This window comes from Pseudorhizobium flavum (assembly GCF_044142885.1).
GTDB classification, from domain to species: Bacteria; Pseudomonadota; Alphaproteobacteria; order Rhizobiales; family Rhizobiaceae; genus Neorhizobium; species Neorhizobium flavum.
In genome coordinates, this window is record NZ_JBIOKZ010000003.1 from 69,352 (window position 1) to 92,627 (window position 23,276).

Here is a 23,276-nt window from a genome sequence, read left to right on the forward strand (position 1 = left end):
TGAAACACTCACCGCAGGTGGACCATGAACAAGCGATATGACGTGATTGTAATTGGCGGGGGCCACGCCGGTTGCGAGGCGGCCAGCGCCGCAGCACGGATAGGAGCGCGGACGGCGCTTGTGACCCATCGCCGAGATACGATCGGCGTGATGTCTTGTAATCCCGCTATTGGCGGTCTCGGCAAAGGCCATCTGGTTCGGGAAGTGGATGCGCTGGATGGCCTGATGGGTCGCGTCGCAGACGCAGCCGGTATCCAGTTTCGCATGCTGAATCGGCGCAAGGGCCCGGCTGTTCGTGGGCCGCGTACACAGGCTGATCGGAAGCTATATCGTGAAGCAATGCAACGCGAGATTTTCGATCATGTCAATCTTGATGTGGTCGAGGGCGATGTTTTTAACCTGGACGTCACGGAAGGGAAAGTTGCGGGCGTGATCCTCTCGGATGGTCAACGATACGCATGTGCGGCGGCCGTTCTGACAACCGGCACCTTCCTGCGCGGCCTCATTCATATCGGATCTGAACGCGTTCCGGCGGGGCGAATGGGGGAAGGACCGTCAGTCGGGCTATCGGCAACCCTCGAACGACTCGGTTTACGCCTTGGTCGGCTTAAGACCGGCACGCCCGCCCGGCTCGATGGAACCACAATCGACTGGGACGGTATCGGGCGCCAGGAGGCAGATGAGGATCCTGTCCCCTTCTCGTTCCTCACGGAAGCGATAGTGACGCCGCAGATTGCTTGCGGTATCACCCGAACGACCAGCGCCACCCATCGGATCATAGAAGAAAATATACACCGGTCGGCTATGTATTCCGGGCAGATCGAGGGTGTGGGACCGCGTTACTGCCCGTCAATTGAAGACAAGATCGTTCGCTTCGGCGAGCGGGACGGTCATCAGATTTTCCTGGAGCCAGAGGGACTTGACGACCATATCGTTTATCCCAACGGCATTTCCACTTCCCTGCCGGCCGACGTGCAGGAAGCATTCATTCATAGCATACCGGGTCTCAAACATGCTCGGATCCTGCAGCCGGGCTACGCTATTGAGTACGACCATGTCGATCCCAGGGAACTCTCGGCGTCTCTGCAACTCCGGAAGATGCCGGGACTCTTCCTTGCCGGGCAGATAAACGGAACAACAGGGTATGAGGAAGCCGCCGCGCAGGGGCTTGTGGCGGGGCTGAATGCCGCTCGTCTCGCAGGTGGCCAAGATCCGCATACCTTCAGCCGTTCCAGCTCCTATATCGGCGTCATGATCGACGACCTGACTAGCCGAGGGGTCACCGAGCCCTATCGGATGTTCACCTCGCGCGCCGAATACCGGCTTTCGCTGCGAGCAGACAATGCTGATGAGCGGCTTACGCCGGTGGGTGTTGAGCTCGGCCTGGTGTCGACAGCAAGAAAGGAACGATTTGAGAGGTACCGGAAGGATCTTGCGGATTGGCGGAGCCAGCTGGCAGGTGTTTCGCTGACGCCAAACGAAGCGGAACGATTCGGTATAAACCTTAACCGGGATGGACAACGCCGCACGGCCATGGACCTTCTTGCGTATCCTGATATCGATCCCGACAGGATCCGCGCGATCTGGCCGGAACTGCATGCGATGTCGGAACGCACTGCGGCTGCTCTTAAGATCGAAGCCGGTTATGCAGTTTATCTTGAGCGGCAGGAGAGCGATATCCTGGCTCTCCGGCGTGAGGAAGGGGTTTCCATACCACCAGACTTCGACTACCATGTACTGTCTGGTCTCTCGAATGAGTTGAAGACGAAGCTATCGAGCAAAAGACCAGCGAATCTGGCGCAAGCTTCCCGAATTGAGGGTATGACTCCAGCCGCGTCCGCCCTTCTGCTTGCCAATCTTCGTAGGCAGGGGAAAGAAGGCCGCGTATCATAATGTTGCTGAACGGCAGACCTGTTTCACGTGAAACGCATCAGCGGCTAGAGCATTTCGCACAGCTTTTCCGAAAGTGGGCAAAGCGCATCAATCTCGTTGCGCCATCGACCCTGGAAGAACTCTGGAGCCGTCATATAGCAGACAGTGCCCAGGTATTTCACATCAATCCGCAGTCAGCCGAGTGGGTCGATCTCGGCTCGGGCGGTGGATTCCCTGGCATAGTGACGGCCATTATGCTTGCTGAGCGAAATGAGGGCTTCGTGCATCTGGTCGAAAGCAATCAGAAGAAGGCGGCGTTCCTACGGGTGGCGCTCCTGGAGTGCGAGGCACGGGGCTCTGCCCATCCCGTCCGGATCGAAGAGGCTCAGAAAGAGATTCTCCACTGCGACATGATATCCGCCCGCGCACTGGCGGAGCTCAACCTATTGCTTCGCTACTCCTCCTCCTGGATGATCGACAAATCTTGCCGCGCCCTTTTTCATAAAGGCCGGGATTACCAGCGCGAGGTAGAGAAAGCGCGTAGCGACTGGGACTTTGATCTGATAATACATCCCAGCGCCGTCGAGAACGACTCGGTGATCCTCGAGATCAGCGGACTCCGGCCAAAGGTTTGATCTAGCCTCGTCAGGTGCGGCATGACTAACGGCAATCGTATCATCACAATCGCCAACCAAAAGGGTGGGGTGGGCAAGACCACGACTGCCATCAACCTCGCCACGGCACTTGCTGCGATCGGTGAAACCGTCTTGATCATCGACTTGGACCCACAGGGAAATGCTAGTACGGGCCTTGGAATAGATCGAAGAGATCGGGAATTGTCATCCTACGACCTTCTGATGGGTACTCATTCCGTCGAACAGACCGTCTTGCCGACGGCTGTGCCCAACCTTTCCATCGTCCCCTCGACCATGGATCTCCTCGGGCTTGAGATGGAGATATCGCAAGAAACTGATCGGGTGTTCAGGCTCAAGCGATCACTCTCGGCCGCAATGTTGCCCTATACCTACATAATCGTCGATTGCCCGCCGTCGTTCAACCTGCTGACCATGAATGCCATGGCCGCAGCGCAATCCGTTCTCGTTCCGCTGCAGTGCGAGTTCTTTGCACTGGAGGGCTTGAGCCAGCTACTTGAGACGGTGAATCAGGTTCGCCAGACGGTTAATCCCACCCTCGACATCCAGGGCATCGTGCTGACCATGTTCGACTCCCGGAACAATCTGGCGCAGCAGGTGGTGAACGACGTCCGTACCTATCTGGGGGACAAGGTCTATCATACGCTAATCCCGCGCAACGTCCGCGTTTCCGAAGCTCCAAGCTATGGAAAACCTGCGATCCTTTATGATCTGAAATGCGCCGGCAGCCAAGCGTATCTGCAGCTGGCGTCGGAAGTGATTCAGCGTGAGCGTCGGCGAAAAGCGGCCTAACGGAAGGACCAAGTATGAGTGATGATCTTTCGAAGCGTCGCCTTGGTCGGGGTCTTGCTGCCCTGATCGGTCAGATGGATCAGCCGCTGCCAGTCGACGCCGCGCCAAAGGAGATCAGTCCCGACCGGATGGTCCCGATAGAGTATGTCAGCCGAAACCCGCGAAACCCGCGGCGCCACTTCGATGAGGCGGAGCTCCAGGATCTCGCCAGTTCGATCAGCCAGCATGGGATCGTTCAGCCGGTGGTCGTTCGGCCGGCCGGCGACCGGTATGAGATTATCGCTGGGGAGCGGCGTTGGCGCGCTGCACAGCTCGCTGGGCTTCACGAGATCCCCGTCATTGTGAGGGACGTCGATGACCGGACGGCCTTGGAGATCGCGATTGTCGAGAACGTCCAGCGTGCCGACCTCAATCCCCTGGAAGAGGCGTTGGGTTACGATCAACTGATCGCAGAATACGGGTATACTCAGAATGACCTCGGCGGGATCATCGGCAAAAGCCGCAGCCATGTGGCCAACAGCCTAAGGCTCCTGAAGCTCCCGGAGCCTGTTCGTGACATGCTCGCCTCCGGCGAATTGTCTGCCGGCCATGCTAGGGCCCTTGTTACGACGTCCAATCCGGTTTCCCTAGCTCGTACCATCGTAGCCAAGGGAATGTCGGTTCGGGATGCGGAGCGGCTAGCCCAGAATGACATCAAGGCACAGTCTCAGCCCAATCAATCCAAGGTAGAGAAAAAGGATTCCGATACACTCGCACTGGAGCGGACGTTATCGGACTCGCTTGGCCTGGAGGTCAGGATTAACCACAAGGGTGGGCCTGGCCAGATCCGCATCAATTATCGGACGCTCGATCAACTGGAAGAGATCTGCCGACTCCTGGAGCGGCGCTGATTATCTCTGCTGGCGAGCAGACTGTAGCACAATCGCCATCAGCGTTTGAAACGCGATGCTCTGCTCCAAGCTTTGCCTCTGGCGGGAATGCAGGATCGCAGACTGGAGGCGATGTCCCTCTCGAGACAGCGCTTCCGCGCGCCAGCGTCCAAGCGCCCTTTCGATCAGCGGCTTGCGCTTGAAGTGGATGTGCCGCCCGAGCGTCATCATGACCTGAGATGCCTGGACTTTCTTATCGTCCATTTCGGTGCGCATGAGTTCCATCATCTGGAACTGCTTCAGACAGGATTGCAGGACGAGAAACACCGGTGTTCGCGAGGTTTCGATCTTCTGCAGCGCATGACGGAGCGCTGCCAGATCACCTGCAAGGACGGCGTCGACCGCCTCATCCGGTGATACGCCACTCGCGTCACCGATAATCGCAGTCACGTCTTCCTCCTCGACCATGCCCCTTCCCCGGCAGTAGAGCGCAAGTTTCCGGACCTCGTTGCGCGACGCTACGCGGTCGCCGCCCAGCAAATCGAGCAGCTGATGCCGTGCTGCAGGCGAGATCGACAGGCCATCCTCCGCCAGCAAAGTATCGATGAGGGCGTTCAGCGCCTTGACGTCGTCGGGGTAGCAGGGTGTTATCGCGATCGTCTTTGCAGGCTCTGCAATCTTCCGCAAGCCGCTGCCCTTCTTGAGGTCGCCTGCCTCGATAATCAGGGTATTGGCGGGGGGACTCCCCCCGGCAAGAAAAGCGAGAGCATCGACCACCGCCTTCTCGTTGGCGGCATTTCGAAGCCAGACAAGCTTCTTGTCGCCGAAGAGACCAAGGGAGTTCACTTCGTCGAGCAGGCGGCCCGGATCGCTTTGCAGGTCTGAAACGTCGAGCTTTAGCGTCGCAAAGGGATCGTCGTGAACGATTCCAGTCTTGCGGGCAAGCAGCGCAGCACGCTCGGATACAAGGCCGCGATCGGGGCCGTAGATGACGAACACGCGATAAAGTTCATGCGCCTTTTCGGCGAAACGATCGAACTCGTGTGACTTTATTTCTGCCATGTCACCTGCGGTGGCGGCTGGTTTGCCAAGGCAATGGCGAGATCGGCGCGGATGAACTCGGCCACCTCTCGTGCTGCCCGGTTTTCCGCATCCCGAACTGAACGGAGCTCAGCAAACTCTTGGCGCGAGACGTCCAGCAGCGCAGTGGCCGTCCTGCTGCCTCTCTTGAGGATCTCTCCATCAGAAACGCGGGACAAGGTGTAGGATCCTGCCACGATGACACGCCCTGGCTGAAGCTGTCCAGCGTCTTCATCGTCTAAAATATCACTGTAGCTAGACGAAACACTCAGCTCTACCTGATACGAGGGATTCGCTGCTTCCCCACTGCCTCCAGATGTGAGGAAGATGAGATGGTTTCGAACAACCTGCCCTACCCGCGTTCCAGCATCGGAGAAGCCGACACCTGCAAGTGCGGCGCCGCTGCCGGACGCTTCACCATAGAGTGGACGCACCTGACAGGCGGTCAACCCGGCTACGAGGATGATGCCCGAAACGACGGTGCCGATCCGGCGAAGGGTGCGTAGGATGTCAGACGACAATGTTCACGATCCTTTGTGGAACGACGATGATCTTCTTCGGCTGCCGGCCATCCAGGGCGGAGCGCACCGCATCCAGTTGCAGAACCGCTGCCTGGACGGCATCTTGTTCTGCGTCACGAGCGATTGTCAATTCTGCCCGCTTCTTGCCGTTGATCTGCACCGGAAGCATGATCTCGTTCTCGACCACCAGTGAATCATCATAGCGTGGCCATGCGGCCTGCGACAGCATTCCGGCGTTGCCGAGCACTGCCCAGCACTCCTCGGCCAAGTGTGGTGTCATTGGCGCGACGATCTGAACGAGAATCTCTGCGGCGTCCCGAACGGCGCCACGGAACAAGGCGTCACCTTCGCCAGCGGCGACCCGCGCCAAGGGTGCTGCGAGCGCGTTCACAAGTTCGTAGATACGCGCGACGGCCTTGTTGAAGGACAGCTTGTCATAATCATCCTGGACCGCCTTCAGCGTCCTGTGGGCGATCTGGGAAACGGGCAGCGCCTCGCCTTCACGAGCCGGTGCTGGCGCCACTCCCTTGAGAATGTCGGCAGCTTCCGAGATCAGACGCCAAAGACGCTGAGTAAAGCGGTGTGCGCCCTCCACGCCGGCTTCCGACCAGATGACGTCGCGGTCCGGCGGTGAATCGGAGAGTACGAAAAAGCGGGCGGTGTCGGCCCCGTAGGACGCGATGATGTCGTCCGGATCGACCACGTTCTTCTTCGACTTCGACATCTTCTCGATCGAGCCGATCGCAATTTCCTCGCCCGTCGCGAGCAATGTTGCCCGGCGCCTCCCGTCGGTTTCCTCGATACGGATATCGGCGGGCGCAACCCATTCCCCCGACGGCCCGCTGCCGCGGCGGTAGGTCTCATGGACGACCATGCCCTGAGTGAAAAGACCCTTGAATGGCTCCTTTACTTCGACATGACCTGTTTCTTTCATCGCGCGGGTAAAGAACCGCGAGTAGAGAAGATGCAGGATGGCGTGCTCGATGCCGCCGATATACTGGTCCACCGGCAGCCAATGGTTAGCCGCCTTCGGATCCGTCGGCTCATCCTGCCAAGGTGCCGTGAAGCGGGTGAAGTACCAGCTGGAATCGACGAAGGTGTCCATCGTGTCGGTCTCACGACGGGCGTCACCGCCGCATTGCGGGCAGGCGACGTGGCGCCATGTGGCATGTCGGTCCAGCGGATTGCCGGGCTGGTCAAAGGTTACGTCGTCGGGAAGCCGGACCGGCAGGTCCTTCTTCGGCACCGGGACGACACCACACACCTCGCAATGGATCACGGGGATCGGGCAGCCCCAGTAACGCTGGCGCGAGATGCCCCAGTCCCGCAGGCGGAAGTTCACCTTGCGCTCGCCCTGAGGCTTGTTGCCAAGCATCGTCTCCGACAACCGTCTGACGACCGTCTCGAACGCTTCTTCCGTTGAGAGGCCGTCGAGGAAGCGCGAGTTGATCATCACGCCATCGCCATCGTAGGCGGTGTCACCGATCTTGAAACTCCCTGCGTCGTCGCCTGCCGGCATGACGACCGGCACTACGGGGAGATCGTACTTGCGTGCAAAATCCAGGTCGCGCTGGTCACCCGAGGGGCAGCCGAAGATCGCGCCGGTACCATAGTCCATCAGCACGAAGTTGGCGATGTAGACAGGTAGCTCCCAGCTTGGGTCGAGCGGATGCCTGACCCGGATGCCGGTGTCCATGCCCTTCTTCTCGGCCGTTTCCAGCGCTGCCAGCGAAGTACCCTGCCTGCGGCACTCGTCGGCAAAGGCCTCGATAGCCGGATTCCCGGCCGCTGCTTCCCTTGCCAGCGGATGATCTGCAGCGATCGCCAGGAAGGACGCGCCGAAGAGGGTGTCGGGACGGGTCGTGTAGACCGTGACCTCGGACTGGCCTGCCGGTGCGGTGTCGGCCACCAGCTCCCAACGGATCGTCATTCCCTCCGACCGGCCGATCCAGTTCTTCTGCATCAGGCGGACCTTCTCGGGCCACTGATCGAGCGTATCGAGGGCGTCCAGCAGATCCTGGCTGAAGTCGGTGATCTTGAAGAACCACTGCACCAGCTCACGCTGCTCGACGAGAGCGCCGGATCGCCAGCCGCGCCCGTCTATAACCTGTTCGTTGGCAAGCACGGTGTGGTCGACGGGATCCCAGTTGACCTTGGAGAGCTTCCGGTAGACGAGCCCCTTCTCCATCATGTCGAGGAAAAGATGCTGCTGCCGGTGGTAGTAGTCGACGTCGCACGTAGCAAACTCGCGCGACCAGTCAAGCGAAAGGCCCATTGCCTTCAACTGGGCCTTCATGGACGCGATGTTCTGATAGGTCCATTCCTTGGGGTGAACCTTGTTGTCGCGCGCGGCGTTCTCGGCGGGCATGCCGAAGGCATCCCAGCCCATAGGATGGAGGACGTTGTAGCCCCTCGCCCGCTTGTAGCGCGCCACCACGTCGCCCATGGCATAGTTGCGCACATGGCCCATGTGAATGCGGCCCGACGGATAGGGGAACATCTCGAGGACGTAATACTTCTCGCGCGGGTCGGCGTTGTCGGTCTCGAAGACCTTGGCCTCGCTCCAGATCTTCTGCCAGCGCGGCTCGGCGTCGCGCGGATTATAACGTTCACTCGCCATTTCTATGATATTCCGGGATAAATGCAGACTGGGATTGGTCAGACCTTCATCATGAAACCCTGCAAGCGTCAAGTTTTCCGGGCATCTCGCCTGGTAAAGTTTGGCGCCGAGCACAAGCGCGGCTTGGCAGGCGGCTGGGGGCCCGTTAAGCGGTGTGCGACCTTGATAGCGAGCGCGAGGGAAATGAGATGACATCAGAGGAACGGCTGCAGGATGTGCTGGCACGGATCGGGGACGCAGAGCGACGGGCAAAGCGGCAGCCGCAGTCAGTGACTCTGGTGGCTGTGTCGAAAACCTTCGATGCGGATACGATCCGTCCGGTCATCGCCGCAGGACAGCGCGTATTCGGTGAAAATCGCGTCCAGGAAAGCCAGGGGAAATGGCCGGCATTGAAGGAAGAGTTCGCGGACCTTGAACTTCGCCTGATCGGTCCGCTGCAATCCAACAAGGCCGCCGATGCCGTGGCACTCTTCGATGTGATCGAGACCGTCGACCGCGAGAAGATCGCACGGGCGCTTGCCGACGAAATGCAGACGCAGGGCCGCCAACCCCGTCTCTATGTGCAGGTCAATACAGGGCTGGAGCCCCAGAAGGCTGGTATCGCTCCGAGGGAGACGGCGGCATTCGTGGAATTTTGCCGGGACAAGCTTGGGCTTTCGATCGAAGGCTTGATGTGCATACCGCCCGCGGACGAAAATCCCGGTCCGCATTTTGCACTTCTGGCCACGCTGGCCGAGCAATGCGGCTTGCAGAAGCTCTCGATGGGGATGTCGGGAGACTTCGAGACGGCGATTGAGTTCGGCGCTACCAGCGTTCGGGTGGGATCGGCCATTTTTGGCAATCGTTAAGGTTCCCTTAGAGCTTTAGTCTGGCTTTCCGTCGCCGTCTGCATCATCCTAGACTGGTTCCAAATGCTGCGCTGGGACCACGGGAGGAGCAGATGCAGAGCACATACTTCGACATCTATCGGGAATGGCAGGCGGCTCCGGAGGAGTTCTGGCGCCGTCAGGCGGAGAAGCTTCACTGGTTCAAGCCAATCGAAAAGGTCTTCGACAAGGACCAGGGCGTTTATGGACGCTGGTTCGTCGGCGGTGAGACGAACACTTGCTACAACTGCATAGATCGGCACGTGAGCGAGGGACGCGGCGACCAGACGGCGCTGATCTACGACAGCGCGATGAACGGCGACAAGAGGAAGTACAGCTTCGACGAGATGCTCGTCGAGGTGCAGGCAATCGCCGCCGTGTTGCGCAATCACGGCGTGGGCAAAGGCGACCGGGTCGTCATCTACATGCCCATGGTTCCCGAAGCTGTCTTCTCGATGCTGGCCTGTGCGCGCCTCGGGGCGGTCCATTCCGTGGTATTCGGGGGATTTGCCGCGCATGAGCTTGCCGCCAGGATCGACGACTGCGGTGCCAAGGTAGTGATCAGCGCCAGTTGCGGACTGGAGCCCGGCCGGGTGGTCGCCTACAAGCCCCTGCTCGATCACGCGCTCGATATAGCAAAGGTCAAGCCGGATTTTTGCCTTATCCTGCAACGGGACGAACTGCATGCGGCGCTACGCTATGAGCATGGCGACGTCGATTTCCGCCAGGCGGTCGAGATCGAGAAGGTCAACGGCACGGTGGTCGATTGCGAGCCGGTAGCGGCAACCGATCCCCTGTATGTGCTCTACACGTCTGGAACCACGGGTCAACCCAAGGGAGTGATCCGGGACAATGGCGGGCACATGGTGGCGCTCAACTGGACGATGAAGAACCTCTACGGGGTCGAACCCGGCGAGGTGTTCTGGGCCGCCTCCGACATCGGCTGGGTCGTCGGGCACTCCTACATCGTCTATGGCCCGCTTCTTGCTGGAAACACGACCGTCCTGTTCGAAGGAAAGCCGGTCGGAACTCCCGATGCCGGAACCTATTGGCGAATCGTGTCCGAATATGACGTGAAGGTCCTTTTCACGGCCCCCACGGCGTTCCGGGCCATCCGCCGGGACGATCCGGAGGGAAAGCTTGTCGAAACATACGACCTATCCGGCTTGCGTGCCCTCTTCCTCGCAGGCGAGCGGGCCGATCCGGAGACGCTGAAATGGGCCGAGCAGGTGCTGCAGGTTCCCGTGATCGACCACTGGTGGCAGACCGAAACGGGCTGGCCGATGGTCGGCAATCCGGTGGGCCTAGGGCTCCTGCCGTTCAAGCCAGGTTCGCCGACGCAGCCTATGCCAGGATATCTGATCGAAGTGTTGGATGATGCGGGTCATCCGGTTCCGGCCAACACGCTCGGAAATATCGTCGTGAAGCTGCCCTTGCCGCCCGGTTGCCTCGTCAGCTTCTGGAATGCGGACGAGCGCTTCCGGCAGGGGTGCCTTGAGGAGTTCCCCGGCTACTACAAGACGGCGGATGCCGGCATGCTCGACGACGATGGCTACCTCTTCGTGATGGCGAGGACGGACGACATCATCAACTGCGCCGGCCATCGGCTTTCCACGGGTGCGATGGAGGAGGTCTGCGCCATGCATCCGGATGTCGCGGAGTGTGCCGTGGTCGGCGTCGCGGATTCCCTCAAGGGGCAGATCCCCTGCGGCTTCCTCGTCCTCAAGAACAACGTCACCCGCGACGAGAAGCTTATCGAGAAGGAGGTCGTCGACCTTGTCCGAAACGAGATCGGGCCAGTTGCCGCCTTCCGTACCGTGATGGTCGTGAAACGACTGCCGAAGACACGCTCGGGCAAGATCCTCCGTGGAACGATGCAGAAGATCGCCGACGGTATGCCGTGGAAGATGCCTGCCACCATCGATGACCCGGTGATCCTCGACGAGATCATCGAGATCCTCAAGTCCAAGGGATATGCCAAGGGCGCTGCCGAGACGGCAGCCTGACCGCAACCTAGCCATTTGCAGAAAAGCCCCCACGAAAGCGGGGGCTTTTCGCATTTCAGCATGTGCGCATCTTAAGCTCCGCACCAGCCAGTTAACATATTGTTAACCATGCCGACGCTACACCGATCTAACCATTTCTTTACGTAGATGACCAAAGTGATAACAGACGCTCGCTCTATCCGAATCAAGGGCCGCTCCTTTCTTGCGGTCGTCCTGTCGCCCGACCTGCCGCTTGAGGAGTGGCTGACGCGGCTCGACGACCTCGCCGCGCGTTCCGCCGGGTTCTTCCTCGGGCGTCCGGTGGTCCTGGACGTCACGGATCTCGACATTGATCGCGGGCAGTTGAAGGAACTGCTTGCCGCATTCGCCGAACGCAATGTCAGCATAATGGGCATCGAGGGCGCACGGCCCTCGCTGCTCGGCCCGGGCATGCCGCCTGCTCTAAAGGGCGGCCGCCCCGTTTCCGAGGACAGCATGGCGAGGGAGCCAGCCGTCGAGCTACCCGCCGCTAGTGCCGCCCCGGAAGTCGTCCGGGACGTTCGTCCCGCGCTACAGTCGATGATCGTCCGGGAGCCGATCAGGTCCGGACAGTCCGTCATCTTCCCGGAAGGTGATGTCACTGTGATCGGATCCGTCGCCTCGGGCGCGGAAGTGATCGCGGGCGGTTCCGTGCACGTCTACGGCACTCTTCGCGGCCGGGTCATGGCGGGATCGGTCGGCAATTCCTCGGCGCGCATCTTCTGCCGCAAGCTCGATGCAGAACTGCTTGCGATCGACGGCATCTACCAGGTTGCCGAGAATATGGCAGCCAACCTAAAGGGCCAGCCCGTACAGCTCTGGCTCGAAAACGATACAATAATGGCAGAGAAACTCGCCTGAGCCTAAAGGCCGGAAATACAGGAGAAAACCAATGGGGAAAGTCATCGTAGTGACGTCGGGCAAGGGCGGTGTCGGCAAGACGACATCGTCTGCGGCGCTCGGCGCGGCCCTGGCCCAGAAGGGCGAAAAGGTTGTGGTCGTCGACTTTGACGTCGGACTGCGCAACCTCGACTTGGTGATGGGTGCGGAACGTCGCGTCGTCTACGATATCGTCAACGTGATACAGGGTGATGCCAAGCTTCCGCAAGCACTCATCCGCGACAAGCGGCTGGAGACCTTGTTCCTGCTGCCTGCATCGCAGACTCGCGACAAGGACGCATTGACGCCGGAGGGCGTCGAAACTGTCATCACCGAACTGAAGCGCGTCTTCGACTGGGTGATCTGCGACAGCCCTGCCGGCATCGAGCGCGGTGCGACCCTTGCCATGCGCCATGCCGACATAGCCGTAGTGGTTACCAATCCGGAAGTTTCGTCTGTTCGCGATTCCGACCGCATCATAGGGCTTCTGGACGCCAAGACGCTGAAGGCCGAGCGCGGAGAGCGGATGGAGAAACACCTTCTCCTGACGCGCTATGATCCTCTCCGTGCCGAGCGCGGCGACATGCTCAAGGTCGATGATGTCCTGGAAATCCTATCCATTCCGCTGATCGGCATCATTCCGGAGAGCATGGACGTCCTTCGCGCTTCGAATATCGGGGCCCCGGTGACCCTGGCCGATGCTCGCAGCGCCCCGGCTCAGGCCTATTTCGATGCCGCCCGACGGCTTTGCGGGGAGGCGCTTCCAATCACCGTTCCGGGTGAGAAGCGTGGCCTCTTCGGCAAGATTTTTGGAAGGAAGGCGGCATGAGCATCTTCGATCTGTTCCGCAAGCAGCGTTCTGCGCCGATGGCGCGGGAGAGGTTGCAGGTACTTCTCGCTCATGAGCGTGCGTCCACGAGTTCCGACCTTGTTGCCGTGCTCCGCGAGGAAATACTTGCAGTGATTGCCAAGCACGTCGATCTCGATTCCGACCGGGTGAAGATCAAGGTTGACCGGGAGGAGACATTCTCGATGCTCGAGATCGATGTCGAAATTCCCTTGGGTGCTTCATTGAAGGCGGCCTGAACTGTCCGCGATGCAAAGAAAAAGCCCGCTGATCCGGCGGGCTTCTTAGCATCAGCAGAACTTTGAATGGCCGAAGGATTAGTACTGATCGTCTTCTTCTTCGTCGCGTGGTGCGGACTTGAGCGAGCTCAGCTTGGCGAAGACGGCGTCGGCGTCGATCTCCTTTTCCTCCTCGCGCTCCGTGCGATAGTCGAAGCCGAGGTTCTCGGTCTCGGTCGCCGACTGGAGCGTTGCTCCCAGTTCCTCGGCGGTCGGAAGCGGGCGACCCTTCGAGGCCCTCTCGACTTCGAGGTCCAGGTCGATCTGGCTGCAGAGACCGAGAGTAACCGGATCCATCGGGGTCAGGTTGGCCGAGTTCCAGTGGGTGCGGTCCCGGATCTGCTCAATCGTCGACTTCGTCGTGCCGACGAGACGCGAGATCTGTGCGTCCTTCAGTTCCGGGTGGTTGCGCACGAGCCAGAGGATGGCGTTCGGACGATCCTGGCGCTTCGAAACCGGCGTATAGCGTGGGCCGCGGCGTTTCGATTCGGGAACCCGGACCTTCGGCTCCTGCAGCTTCAGCTTGTAATTGACGTCGCCTTCGCCGCGCTTGATCTCATCGCGAGAGAGCTGCCCGGTCGCGATCGGGTCAAGACCCTTGATGCCCTGTGCCGCCTCGCCGTCGGCGATAGCCTTGACCTCGAGCGGGTGCAGTTTGCAGAACTGCGCGATCTGGTCGAAGGAAAGCGCCGTATTGTCGACCAGCCAGACAGCCGTCGCCTTCGGCATGAGCAATTGTTGAGCCATGGATATAGTTCCTCTGTCCGTCCGCGCCGGGGTCGCGGGCCGTGGGTATCAACCACAATTTCCGGAAATTCGATGCGTCTATAACCGGAAAGCGGTCAAATTGCAAATATCGCGCAGCATGAACCGTTTGTCTAATTGATGGGCCTGTTTCAACTGGTATGAAGGGAACATGATCCGGATTAGCTGATCCGGCTTTCGCGACGTAATGGGGAGGAGACCATGTCCGAGAAGGTATATCCTGTGTCACGCGCAACCAAGAGCATGGCGCTGATCGACAAGGACAAATACGAGAAGTGGTACGAGGAGAGCGTCGAGGATCCAGACAAGTTCTGGGGCAAGCACGGAAAGCGCATCGACTGGTTCAAGCCCTACACGAAGGTCAAGAATACCTCCTTCAAGGGCAGGGTTTCGATCAAGTGGTTCGAGGACGGGCTGACGAACGTCTCCTACAACTGCATCGATCGCCACCTGAAGACCCATGGCGAACGTACGGCGCTGATCTGGGAAGGCGACAACCCCTATATCGACAAGAAGATCACCTACAACCAGCTCTACGACCAGGTCTGCCGGTTGGCGAATGTCCTGAAGAAGCACGGCGTCAAGAAGGGCGATCGCGTTACGATCTACATGCCGATGATCCCGGAAGCGGCCTATGCCATGCTGGCCTGCGCTCGTATCGGCGCCGTCCATTCCGTCGTGTTCGGCGGCTTCTCGCCGGAGGCCCTGGCTGGCCGTATCGTCGACTGCCAGTCCTGCTTCGTGATCACCTGTGACGAAGGCGTGCGCGGCGGAAAGCCGGTGCCGCTGAAGGAAAATACCGACAAGGCCATCCATATCGCTGCGCGCCAGTATGCGACGGTGAAGAATGTTCTGGTCGTGCGTCGCACCGGCGGCAAGATCGAATGGGCACCTGGCCGCGATCTCTGGTACCATCAGGAAATCGCCAGCGTGAAGGGCCACTGCGAACCCGTAAAGATGAAGGCGGAGGATCCCCTCTTCATCCTCTACACCTCCGGCTCGACGGGCAAGCCGAAGGGCGTTCTGCATACGACAGGCGGCTACCTCGTCTATGCGGCAATGACGCATGAATACGTCTTCGACTACCACGACGGCGACGTCTACTGGTGCACGGCCGATGTCGGGTGGGTCACCGGCCACTCCTACATCGTCTACGGTCCATTGGCGAACTGCGCGACCTCGCTGATGTTCGAGGGTGTGCCCAACTTCCCCGACCAGGGACGCTTCTGGGAAGTGATCGACAAGCACAACGTGAACATCTTCTATACGGCTCCGACGGCGATCCGCTCGCTGATGGGGGCCGGCGACGAGTACGTGAAACGCTCCTCCCGTTCGAGCCTCCGGTTGCTCGGAACGGTGGGCGAGCCGATCAACCCGGAAGCCTGGGAGTGGTATTACCGCGTGGTTGGCGATAGCCGATGCCCGGTGATCGATACGTGGTGGCAGACCGAAACCGGTGGGCACATGATCACCCCGCTGCCGGGCGCCACGGCGCTGAAGCCGGGTTCTGCCACAGTGCCGTTCTTCGGGATCAAGCCCCAACTCGTCGACAATGAAGGAAACGTCCTTGAAGGACCGGCGGATGGCAACCTCTGCATCGCCGACTCCTGGCCGGGCCAGATGCGAACGGTTTATGGCGACCACGAGCGCTTCATCCAGACCTATTTCTCGACCTACAAGGGCAAGTACTTCACCGGTGACGGCTGCCGCCGCGATGAGGACGGCTACTACTGGATCACCGGCCGCGTCGACGACGTGCTCAACGTGTCGGGCCACCGGCTGGGTACGGCGGAAGTCGAGTCCGCCCTCGTCTCGCATGACCATGTGTCGGAGGCGGCGGTCGTCGGATACCCGCACAACGTCAAAGGGCAGGGCATCTACTGCTACGTGACGTTGATGTCGGGCCACGAGGGCAACGATGCGCTCCGCCAGGAGCTCATTAAGCACGTCCGAAGCGAAATCGGACCTATCGCCACGCCGGATAAGATCCAGTTCGCTCCGGGCCTGCCGAAAACGCGCTCGGGCAAGATCATGCGCCGCATCCTGCGCAAGATCGCCGAGGACGATTTTGGTGCGCTCGGGGATATTTCGACGCTCGCCGATCCGGGCGTGGTCGAGGACTTGATCGAGAACCGCCAGAACAAGGCGCCCTGAGGCCTTAAATAAGGCCCGCCGCATAAGCTATGGCGGGCCTTTCTCCTAAACCGGAGTCTGCTGGTGAAATAGGATGCGCCAGCGGTCGTCCTCAAGACAATAGACCGAGCTGCAATATGCGTGGTAGGGCGGGCCTTGCTCACGTTCTGCAAGCGCCTCATAGTTAAGAAGCGCCATATCAGGCCGCATTTGCTTAGCGGTCCGCTGCTTCATCTCCACGTTCTTCCAGCGTGGTACGCCCTCCAGGCTTGCCAGTACCCGCTCGACGGAAAGAATGCCGGTCGGCGATGGAAACACCATGACGCAGTCGGGATGGAGCTGTCGCCGGTAGGTCTCGGGACCGTCCAGCCACAGGCTCTCCTCGATCGTCCAGAGATTGTCGATCATTCGCTCCTCCACCCTCCGAGGCCTGGCAGGTGCTAGGGTACCGCGCAGGACCTGACCGCTTTCCGGCCGCCATCATAGCCCTCGGCGAGGCCCGCGAGGAGAAGGTGATCCGCCACGTTGCCTCCTCCGGGCACTGTCACGTCAGCCACAACACGACCGAAGTATTTGTCGCCGGAGATCCGGCTCAGCTGAAGCGAGGCCGCATGCTCCGTCAACGACTCGAGAGCCCGTCTGGCCGCCTCTCCTGCTTGTCGTTCGCTCGGGCAGAAGGAACGAAGCTCCGGCGTATCGATGCCGCGGATGCGGACATAGACCTCAACCTTCTGCTGCGGCCAAGGCCTTGCCTCGACAAGCAGCGTATCCCCGTCGATGACGCGAAGAACCTCAGCCTCCACAGGACCTGCTATCTCGCTACCGGCCGAATTAGCAGACGACGGGAACAAGATCAGGACGATGAAGAGAAGCAGGTAGCGCATAAAAGGAATAAATTCCTTCTCGATGCTGTAGTCAATAGGATTATCTGCCTCTAGAAGTCGATTGCGCGGCCGTTGATCTCCCAGTCCCCGAACCGAGCGGGATCGGCGCCGCCACGGCCGCCGATCTCGGTGGGCATATCCTTCTCCTTTGCGCCCTGCCGGCGTTGCTCAGCCTCCTCCAGCGCCCGCTTCGCGGCCGGGGAAAGCGGTTTCCTGGCTGCCATATCTTCCGGCGTTGTATTGCTGTTGTCGTTATCCGAGTGCTGCATCATTCGCTCCGCCTGTGCGGAATATTGAAAAGAAAAGGGTGATAGACCACATCATAGGGCGTTCAACCCCGGCAATAAAGCCGTTTGGAGACCGACCATGAACATGATTCGCACCGCCATGCTTCTTGCCTTCATGACGGCCCTGTTCATGGGGGTCGGATTTCTGATCGGAGGCCGAGGCGGGATGATGATCGCCTTTCTGCTCGCGGCGGGCATGAACCTGTTCTCCTACTGGAATTCGGACAAGATGGTGCTCTCGGCCTATCGGGCCCAGCCGGTGGACGAACGTAACGCTCCGGAGCTTTTCCAGATGATCCGGCAGCTTTCCGCCAATGCGGGGCTGCCCATGCCCAAGGTCTATGTCTACGATAGCCCGCAGCCGAATGCCTTCGCCACAGGCCGCAATCCGCAGAATGCAGCGGTTGCCGCGTCCACGGGTCTGCTGCAACGCCTGACGCCGGAGGAAGTGGCGGGTGTGATGGCGCATGAACTCGCCCATATCCAGAATCGCGACACGCTGACGATGACGATCACCGCGACGCTTGCCGGCGCCATCTCCATGCTGGGTAACTTCGCGTTCTTCTTCGGCGGCAATCGCGACAACAACAACCCGCTGGGATTCATCGGCGTGCTGGTTGCCATGATCGTTGCGCCCCTTGCGGCGATGCTCGTGCAGATGGCGATCAGCCGGACACGGGAATATTCCGCCGACCGACGCGGCGCGGAAATCTGCGGCAATCCGCTGTGGCTCGCCTCGGCGCTTGGCAAGATCGCCGGCGCAGCTCAGGTGGTTCACAATGATGACGCCGAGCGCAACCCTGCCACCGCGCATATGTTCATCATCAATCCGCTGTCGGGCGAGCGGATGGATAATCTATTCTCCACCCACCCCAATACAGCAAACCGTATTTCGGCGCTTCAGCAGATGGCTGGCGAGTTCGGTAGCGGGTCGACGACCGTGCCCGGTGCTGCTAGACCGACGCGCACCGCGCGCTCCGTCCCCGAAACCGGGTGGGGTCGCGGTTCATCCGAACCGCGCAAGGGGCCCTGGAGTTGAGCCAAGGAAGAAAGAACGGCAAGCGGCCGCAGCAATCCGCGACCGACAAAACGAAACATCCGGGAGGCGCACCCAAGGCAGGCCTTGAGGCGCGCACGACGGCAGCCAAGCTGCTTGCGGCGGTGATCGACAGAAAGATCTCGCTGGATGGCATTCTCGACCCTGCTCACGGGAATCCGGCCTACAAGCAGCTGAGCGAGCCCGACCGGGCGCTTGTCCGGGCCATTCTCGTGACCGCTCTCCGCCACCTGCCCCGCCTCGAGGCGGCACTGGCTGCCATGCTGGATACTCCGTTGCCGGAAGGGGCGCGTGCCCTCCATCATGTTCTGATCGTCGCTGCTGCACAGATCCTGCACCTCGATGTGCCCGAACATGCGGCGGTGGATGTTGCCGTCGAGCAGGCCAATCGTGACCCCCGCAATCGCCGCTTCGCAAAACTGGTCAACGCGGTCCTCCGGCGGCTGGTGCGCGAAAAGCAGGAGGTTCTCGATGCCACCCGCTCCGTTTCGCCAGTTCCTGGCTGGTTTCTGGAACGGTTGACCGCGACTTACGGCGCTGATGCGGCACGCTCCATCGCGGAGGCTCAGCTCACGCCGCCTGCAATCGATCTGACCGTCAAATCCGGGGCGGCTAATTGGGCTGAACAGCTGAACGGCAGACTGCTCCCGACCGGCAGCGTTCGTCTTCCTTCCTTCGAGGGGGCAGTTTCCTCCCTCCCGGGATTCGAGGAGGGCGAATGGTGGGTGCAGGACGCAGCCGCCAGCATCCCGGCGCGTCTGTTCGGCGACGTCAGGGGCCGGCATATCGCCGATCTCTGCGCCGCGCCCGGAGGCAAGACCGCGCAACTTGTGGCGGCCGGCGCACACGTGGTGGCGGTCGAGCAGTCCTCCAACCGCATTGCGCGCCTGAAGGAGAACCTGGCCAGGCTGAAACTGCAGGCGGATCTGGTGCAACGGGACTTGTTTGCGTTCAAGCCGGCGGAGCCGCTTGACGGTGTTCTCCTCGACGCACCCTGCTCCTCCACCGGAACGACACGACGCCACCCCGATGTGTTGTGGACCAAGGGACCGGCCGATATCGCCAAGCTCGCAGCACTCCAGGCGAAGATGCTGCGCCATGCCGTCTCGCTGGTGAAGCCCGGCGGCCTGATCGTGTTCTCAAACTGCTCGCTCGATCCGCTCGAGGGAGAGCAGGTCGTCGCCGAGCTTCTTTCGCAGGATCCCGGACTGGAGCGGGTTCCAGTCTCGCCGTCCGATTGGCCGGGACTGGAAGATGCCATTTCTCCACTGGGCGAATTCCGGACCACGCCTGCCATGCTGCCCGCGAGCGACGGCATGACGGGCGGGCTCGATGGCTTCTTCGCGAGCGTGCTGCGCCGCCGGTAAGATTTTCTTTACCGTCCCAGCAGATTGTATTCGAATTGACTAAAGGGCGATCCGTCTGCACTGGCGGGCGACTGCTCCTGCGGAGTGTTCCAGATTGATCATGCAACTCGCGGATCGTCGACGGCTTGTGGCCTTCGGCTTGCGGGAAATCGGCCGCCGGTTCTACCGGCGCACAGCCGGTTTGCGGCTTGCATTGACCTCGTCCGCTTCCGGCGTGGCCGACCGGCTGATCGTTGCACCGACCGATCTTCGTGCCATCGACCCCTTCGTGGCAGAGGAGATCGCCCAAGGCCGGTTCCCGCTTGCCGGTACGTCCTTCGATACCGAAGGCTACTCGCCGTTTGAGGTGGAAGCGCCGACGGAGGCGCTAGCCGAACGGCTGCACTCCTTTGCCTGGCTCCGTCACATCCGGGCGGACCGCAGCGCAGAGGCCTGTGCCAGGGCCCGGGCGATCACCTCAAGCTGGATAAACAATCACGGGCGCAGGGCGCGAGGTCTGGCTTGGCGACCGCATGTCGCAGCGGAGCGGGTGATCGCCTGGCTCTCACACTCCACCATCGTCCTGCAGGGCGCCGAGGCTGGCTTCTACCGCCGGTTCATGAGAAGCCTCACCTACCAGGTGCGATACCTGCGCCGGATCGTTCGCGGTCTGCCGATGGACGAAACGCGTCTCCGCATCCGGATCGCCCTTGCCATGGCCTCTGTCGCGATGCCGACGCGCAACGCTTTCATTCGTCGCGAAGGCAGCCGTCTTGACCGTGAACTCGAGCGCCAGATCCTGCCGGACGGAGGGCATGTCTCTCGCAATCCGCGCATCCTGCTCGACCTGCTGCTTGACCTTCTGCCGCTACGCCAGACCTATATCAATCTTGGGCACGACGTGCCGGCCAAGCTGATTCCGACCATCGACCGCATGTATCCGGCGCTGCGATTCTTCCGCCACCAGGACGGAGACCTGGCGCTCTTCAACGGTGCCACCTCCACCCCGGCAAGCGAGTTGATGTCCGTCCTGCGTTACGACGAAACAGCGGGCCAGCCGTTCAAGTCGCTCCCTCACATGCGATACCACCGGCTATCGGCCGAGGGGGCCACGGTCATTGTCGATACCGGCAAGCCACGTTCGGCCGAGCTCTCGCGGCGAAGCCATGCGGGATGCCTGGCATTCGAGATGTCGTCCGGGCGCCATCGCTTCATCGTCAACTGCGGCGCACCGAAATTTGCCTCCGGGGATTTCCGAGGGCTCGCCCGTTCGACGGCGGCCCACTCGACGATCACGATCAACGAGACCTCCTCGAGCCGCCTTCTGCGGTCACACCTCTGCCGCTCGTCGATCCTCGCGGGGGTGAACGAGGTGGATGTCGAACGATGGGATGACCAGCACGGCGGCGATTGGGTCCGTGCGGTCCATGACGGATATCTGAAGCCGTTCGGCTACTGCCACGAACGATCGATCGGATTGAGCGGCAAGGGCAACAAGATCAAGGGCCATGAGAGATTGTTCGTGCCGGAGGATGCGAAGCCGCCTCGCGCACCCGTATCGGCCGCCGCCCGGTTCCACATTCATCCGGCCATCACTATGTCCAGGGAAGATCGAGAAAGGGTGCTGCTCGTAGCACCGGATGGCGAGGCCTGGGAGTTCAACGTGCCGGGTCACGCGGTGGAGATCGAGGACGACATCTTCTTCGCCGATGTCTCAGGCATGCGTGCCAGCCGGCAGCTCGTTCTCCACTTCTCGTTGCCCGAGACTTCAGAAATCAGATGGATGCTGAAGCGGGTCGAATAGGCGTTTCCTCTCTGGCGAAGCTGTGCTAACGGGCCGCAACCGCCCCAGCGCCTGAAGCGCGCGTTCGCAGGAGAGCCCGATGGCCGTCGATTCCAAAAAGATCCCCGCTCCCGACAACGTCAAGATCCGCACGGCGCTTCTCTCGGTCTCCGACAAGACCGGCATCGTCGAACTGGCAGGCGGTCTTGCGTCGCAGGGCGTCCGGCTCCTTTCGACGGGTGGAACCCACAAGGCGCTCTCCGCCGCCGGGCTCGAGGTGACGGATGTGTCCGACATCACGGGGTTTCCGGAGATCATGGACGGGCGGGTCAAGACCCTGCATCCGAACGTCCACGGCGGTCTCCTGGCTATCCGCGACGATCAGGAGCACGTGGAGGCGATGAAGGCGCACGGGATCGAGGCGATCGACCTCGCGGTCATTAACCTCTACCCGTTCGAGGAGGTAAGGTCTGTCGGCGGAGATTATCCCACGACCGTCGAGAACATCGATATCGGCGGACCGGCGATGATCCGTGCCTCGGCCAAGAACCATGCTTACGTCACCATCGTCGTCGACCCGTCCGACTACGCTGCCCTGATAGAGGCCTTGCGCACCAATGATGGCCAGACCAGCTATTCCTTCCGCCAGAAACTGGCAGCCAAGGCCTATGCACGGACCGCCGCATATGATGCAGCAATCTCCAACTGGTTCGCCGAAGCGCTCGATATCGAGATCCCGTGCTACCGGACGATCGGCGGCGTTCTGAAGGAAGAGATGCGCTATGGCGAGAACCCGCACCAGAGTGCGGGGTTCTACATCACCGGCGAGAACCGCCCGGGTGTAGCCACCGCAAGGCTCCTGCAGGGCAAGCAGCTCTCCTACAACAACATCAATGACACGGACGGCGCGTTCGAACTTATTGGGGAGTTCGCTCCGGAGCAGGGTCCTGCCTGTGCGATCATCAAGCATGCCAATCCCTGCGGCGTCGCCACAGGAGCCTCGCTGAGGGAAGCGTACCTTCGCGCGCTTGCCTGCGATTCCACCTCCGCCTTCGGCGGGATCATAGCCTTCAACCAGTTACTGGACGGAGAAACGGCCGAGGAGATCGTCAAGCTGTTCACGGAAGTAATCATTGCACCTGAAGTCTCCGAAGAGGCGAAGGCGGTGATCGCAAAGAAACCGAACCTGCGGCTTCTCGAAACCGGCGGCCTGCCTGACCCGCGCTCCCGCGGCATCACGGCGAAGACCGTGGCCGGCGGCCTGCTGGTCCAGACACGCGACAACGGGATGATCGAGGACATCGATCTTCGCGTCGTCACGACCCGGGCTCCTACCGACCGGGAGCTGGAAGACATGAAGTTCGCCTACAAGGTGGCCAAGCACGTCAAATCCAACGCGATCGTTTATGCGAAGGACGGCCAGACGGCCGGTATTGGGGCAGGGCAGATGAGCCGCATCGACTCCGCTCGCATTGCAGCGATCAAAGCGGGGGAAGCGGCCAAGGCAATGGGATGGTCCGAGCCGATGACGAAGGGATCTGCGGTCGCCTCCGAAGCCTTCTTTCCCTTCGCGGACGGTCTCCTGTCCGCGATTGCTGCCGGGGCTACCGCAGTCATCCAGCCCGGTGGCTCGATGCGGGACCAGGAAGTGATCGATGCCGCGAACGAGCATGGCGTCACCATGGTCTTCACCGGCATGCGCCACTTCCGCCACTAGGTG

The 23,276-nt window shown here is 60.9% G+C and carries 21 protein-coding genes; 14 read left to right on the forward strand and 7 right to left on the reverse strand.

The features are described 5' to 3' along the window. Positions 1-24: 24 nt before the first annotated feature. The 4 genes from mnmG to ACEPP2_RS07300 are packed head-to-tail and all read left to right on the forward strand — an operon-like array spanning position 25 to position 4,207. Positions 25-1,893 (forward strand): tRNA uridine-5-carboxymethylaminomethyl(34) synthesis enzyme MnmG, encoded by a 1,869-nt coding sequence (mnmG, locus tag ACEPP2_RS07285; RefSeq protein ID WP_395516191.1) that lies wholly within the window; start codon positions 25-27, stop codon positions 1,891-1,893. Continuing rightward, positions 1,893-2,507, forward strand: coding sequence for a 16S rRNA (guanine(527)-N(7))-methyltransferase RsmG (rsmG, locus tag ACEPP2_RS07290; RefSeq protein ID WP_395516192.1), 615 nt, complete (start codon positions 1,893-1,895; stop codon positions 2,505-2,507). Before mnmG ends, rsmG begins: the two co-directional genes overlap by 1 nt. Positions 2,508-2,528: 21 nt before the next feature. Further along, on the forward strand, positions 2,529-3,317 hold the full coding sequence (locus tag ACEPP2_RS07295; RefSeq protein WP_395516193.1) for a ParA family protein: 789 nt from the start codon (positions 2,529-2,531) through the stop codon (positions 3,315-3,317). A gap of 14 nt (positions 3,318-3,331) precedes the next feature. After that, positions 3,332-4,207, forward strand: a complete 876-nt coding sequence (locus tag ACEPP2_RS07300) for a ParB/RepB/Spo0J family partition protein (protein WP_395516194.1) — start codon at positions 3,332-3,334, stop codon at positions 4,205-4,207. Here ACEPP2_RS07300 and holA read toward each other — a convergent pair whose 3' ends face one another. The 3 genes from holA to leuS are packed head-to-tail and all read right to left on the reverse strand — an operon-like array spanning position 4,208 to position 8,407. Then, on the reverse strand, positions 4,208-5,248 hold the full coding sequence (holA, locus tag ACEPP2_RS07305; RefSeq protein WP_395516195.1) for a DNA polymerase III subunit delta: 1,041 nt from the start codon (positions 5,246-5,248) through the stop codon (positions 4,208-4,210). Continuing rightward, positions 5,236-5,787 (reverse strand): hypothetical protein, encoded by a 552-nt coding sequence (locus ACEPP2_RS07310; protein WP_077548771.1) that lies wholly within the window; start codon positions 5,785-5,787, stop codon positions 5,236-5,238. The genes holA and ACEPP2_RS07310 overlap by 13 nt, the downstream gene beginning before the upstream one ends. Continuing rightward, on the reverse strand, positions 5,777-8,407 hold the full coding sequence (gene leuS / locus ACEPP2_RS07315) for a leucine--tRNA ligase (protein WP_395516196.1): 2,631 nt from the start codon (positions 8,405-8,407) through the stop codon (positions 5,777-5,779). Before leuS ends, ACEPP2_RS07310 begins: the two co-directional genes overlap by 11 nt. A 188-nt stretch (positions 8,408-8,595) precedes the next feature. Here leuS and ACEPP2_RS07320 point away from each other — a divergent pair, with 188 nt between their 5' ends. The 5 genes from ACEPP2_RS07320 to minE all read left to right on the forward strand — a co-directional run bounded on the left by ACEPP2_RS07320 (position 8,596) and on the right by minE (position 13,262). Continuing rightward, positions 8,596-9,255: a YggS family pyridoxal phosphate-dependent enzyme gene (locus ACEPP2_RS07320; RefSeq protein ID WP_395516197.1), complete on the forward strand. Its 660-nt coding sequence runs from the start codon at positions 8,596-8,598 to the stop codon at positions 9,253-9,255. 92 nt (positions 9,256-9,347) lie between these two features. Further along, a complete protein-coding gene (locus ACEPP2_RS07325; protein ID WP_395516198.1) occupies positions 9,348-11,279 on the forward strand; it encodes a propionyl-CoA synthetase in 1,932 nt (643 codons plus the stop codon). Between the two features lie 147 nt (positions 11,280-11,426). Further along, on the forward strand, positions 11,427-12,158 hold the full coding sequence (minC, locus tag ACEPP2_RS07330) for a septum site-determining protein MinC (RefSeq protein WP_395516199.1): 732 nt from the start codon (positions 11,427-11,429) through the stop codon (positions 12,156-12,158). A gap of 31 nt (positions 12,159-12,189) precedes the next feature. Beyond that, positions 12,190-13,005 carry a septum site-determining protein MinD gene (gene minD / locus ACEPP2_RS07335; RefSeq protein ID WP_077548775.1) on the forward strand — a complete coding sequence of 272 codons (816 nt, stop codon included), beginning with the start codon at positions 12,190-12,192 and terminating at the stop codon, positions 13,003-13,005. Further along, positions 13,002-13,262, forward strand: a complete 261-nt coding sequence (gene minE / locus ACEPP2_RS07340) for a cell division topological specificity factor MinE (protein WP_395516200.1) — start codon at positions 13,002-13,004, stop codon at positions 13,260-13,262. The genes minD and minE overlap by 4 nt, the downstream gene beginning before the upstream one ends. A gap of 78 nt (positions 13,263-13,340) precedes the next feature. Here the strand turns inward: minE and ACEPP2_RS07345 are convergent, their stop codons facing one another. Continuing rightward, the gene (locus tag ACEPP2_RS07345) at positions 13,341-14,048 is read right to left on the reverse strand and encodes a DUF1013 domain-containing protein (RefSeq protein WP_077548776.1); all 708 of its coding nucleotides are present in this window, start codon (positions 14,046-14,048) and stop codon (positions 13,341-13,343) included. Positions 14,049-14,267: 219 nt separating this feature from the next. On the opposite strand from ACEPP2_RS07345, the gene acs reads away from it, so the two are divergent. Then, a complete protein-coding gene (gene acs, locus ACEPP2_RS07350; RefSeq protein ID WP_152341561.1) occupies positions 14,268-16,220 on the forward strand; it encodes an acetate--CoA ligase in 1,953 nt (650 codons plus the stop codon). Positions 16,221-16,265: 45 nt separating this feature from the next. On the opposite strand, the gene ACEPP2_RS07355 is transcribed toward acs, so the two are convergent. From ACEPP2_RS07355 to ACEPP2_RS07365, 3 genes are read right to left on the reverse strand one after another with little or no spacing between them, the layout of a single operon-like run. Further along, positions 16,266-16,607: a DUF4440 domain-containing protein gene (locus ACEPP2_RS07355; RefSeq protein WP_395516201.1), complete on the reverse strand. Its 342-nt coding sequence runs from the start codon at positions 16,605-16,607 to the stop codon at positions 16,266-16,268. Between the two features lie 32 nt (positions 16,608-16,639). Further along, the gene (locus tag ACEPP2_RS07360; RefSeq protein ID WP_395516202.1) at positions 16,640-17,083 is read right to left on the reverse strand and encodes a thermonuclease family protein; all 444 of its coding nucleotides are present in this window, start codon (positions 17,081-17,083) and stop codon (positions 16,640-16,642) included. Between the two features lie 50 nt (positions 17,084-17,133). Then, a complete protein-coding gene (locus ACEPP2_RS07365; protein WP_077548780.1) occupies positions 17,134-17,352 on the reverse strand; it encodes a DUF1674 domain-containing protein in 219 nt (72 codons plus the stop codon). A 97-nt stretch (positions 17,353-17,449) separates the two neighbouring features. Between ACEPP2_RS07365 and htpX the strand changes: the two genes are divergently transcribed. From htpX to purH, 4 genes are all read left to right on the forward strand, one after another. Continuing rightward, the gene (htpX, locus tag ACEPP2_RS07370; protein ID WP_142586674.1) at positions 17,450-18,409 is read left to right on the forward strand and encodes a zinc metalloprotease HtpX; all 960 of its coding nucleotides are present in this window, start codon (positions 17,450-17,452) and stop codon (positions 18,407-18,409) included. Continuing rightward, a complete protein-coding gene (locus ACEPP2_RS07375) occupies positions 18,406-19,794 on the forward strand; it encodes an RsmB/NOP family class I SAM-dependent RNA methyltransferase (RefSeq protein WP_395516203.1) in 1,389 nt (462 codons plus the stop codon). The genes htpX and ACEPP2_RS07375 overlap by 4 nt, the downstream gene beginning before the upstream one ends. Before the next feature lie 100 nt (positions 19,795-19,894). Next, positions 19,895-21,577: a heparinase II/III family protein gene (locus ACEPP2_RS07380; protein ID WP_395516423.1), complete on the forward strand. Its 1,683-nt coding sequence runs from the start codon at positions 19,895-19,897 to the stop codon at positions 21,575-21,577. A 79-nt stretch (positions 21,578-21,656) separates the two neighbouring features. Beyond that, positions 21,657-23,273: a bifunctional phosphoribosylaminoimidazolecarboxamide formyltransferase/IMP cyclohydrolase gene (purH, locus tag ACEPP2_RS07385; RefSeq protein ID WP_395516204.1), complete on the forward strand. Its 1,617-nt coding sequence runs from the start codon at positions 21,657-21,659 to the stop codon at positions 23,271-23,273. Positions 23,274-23,276: the final 3 nt, after the last annotated feature.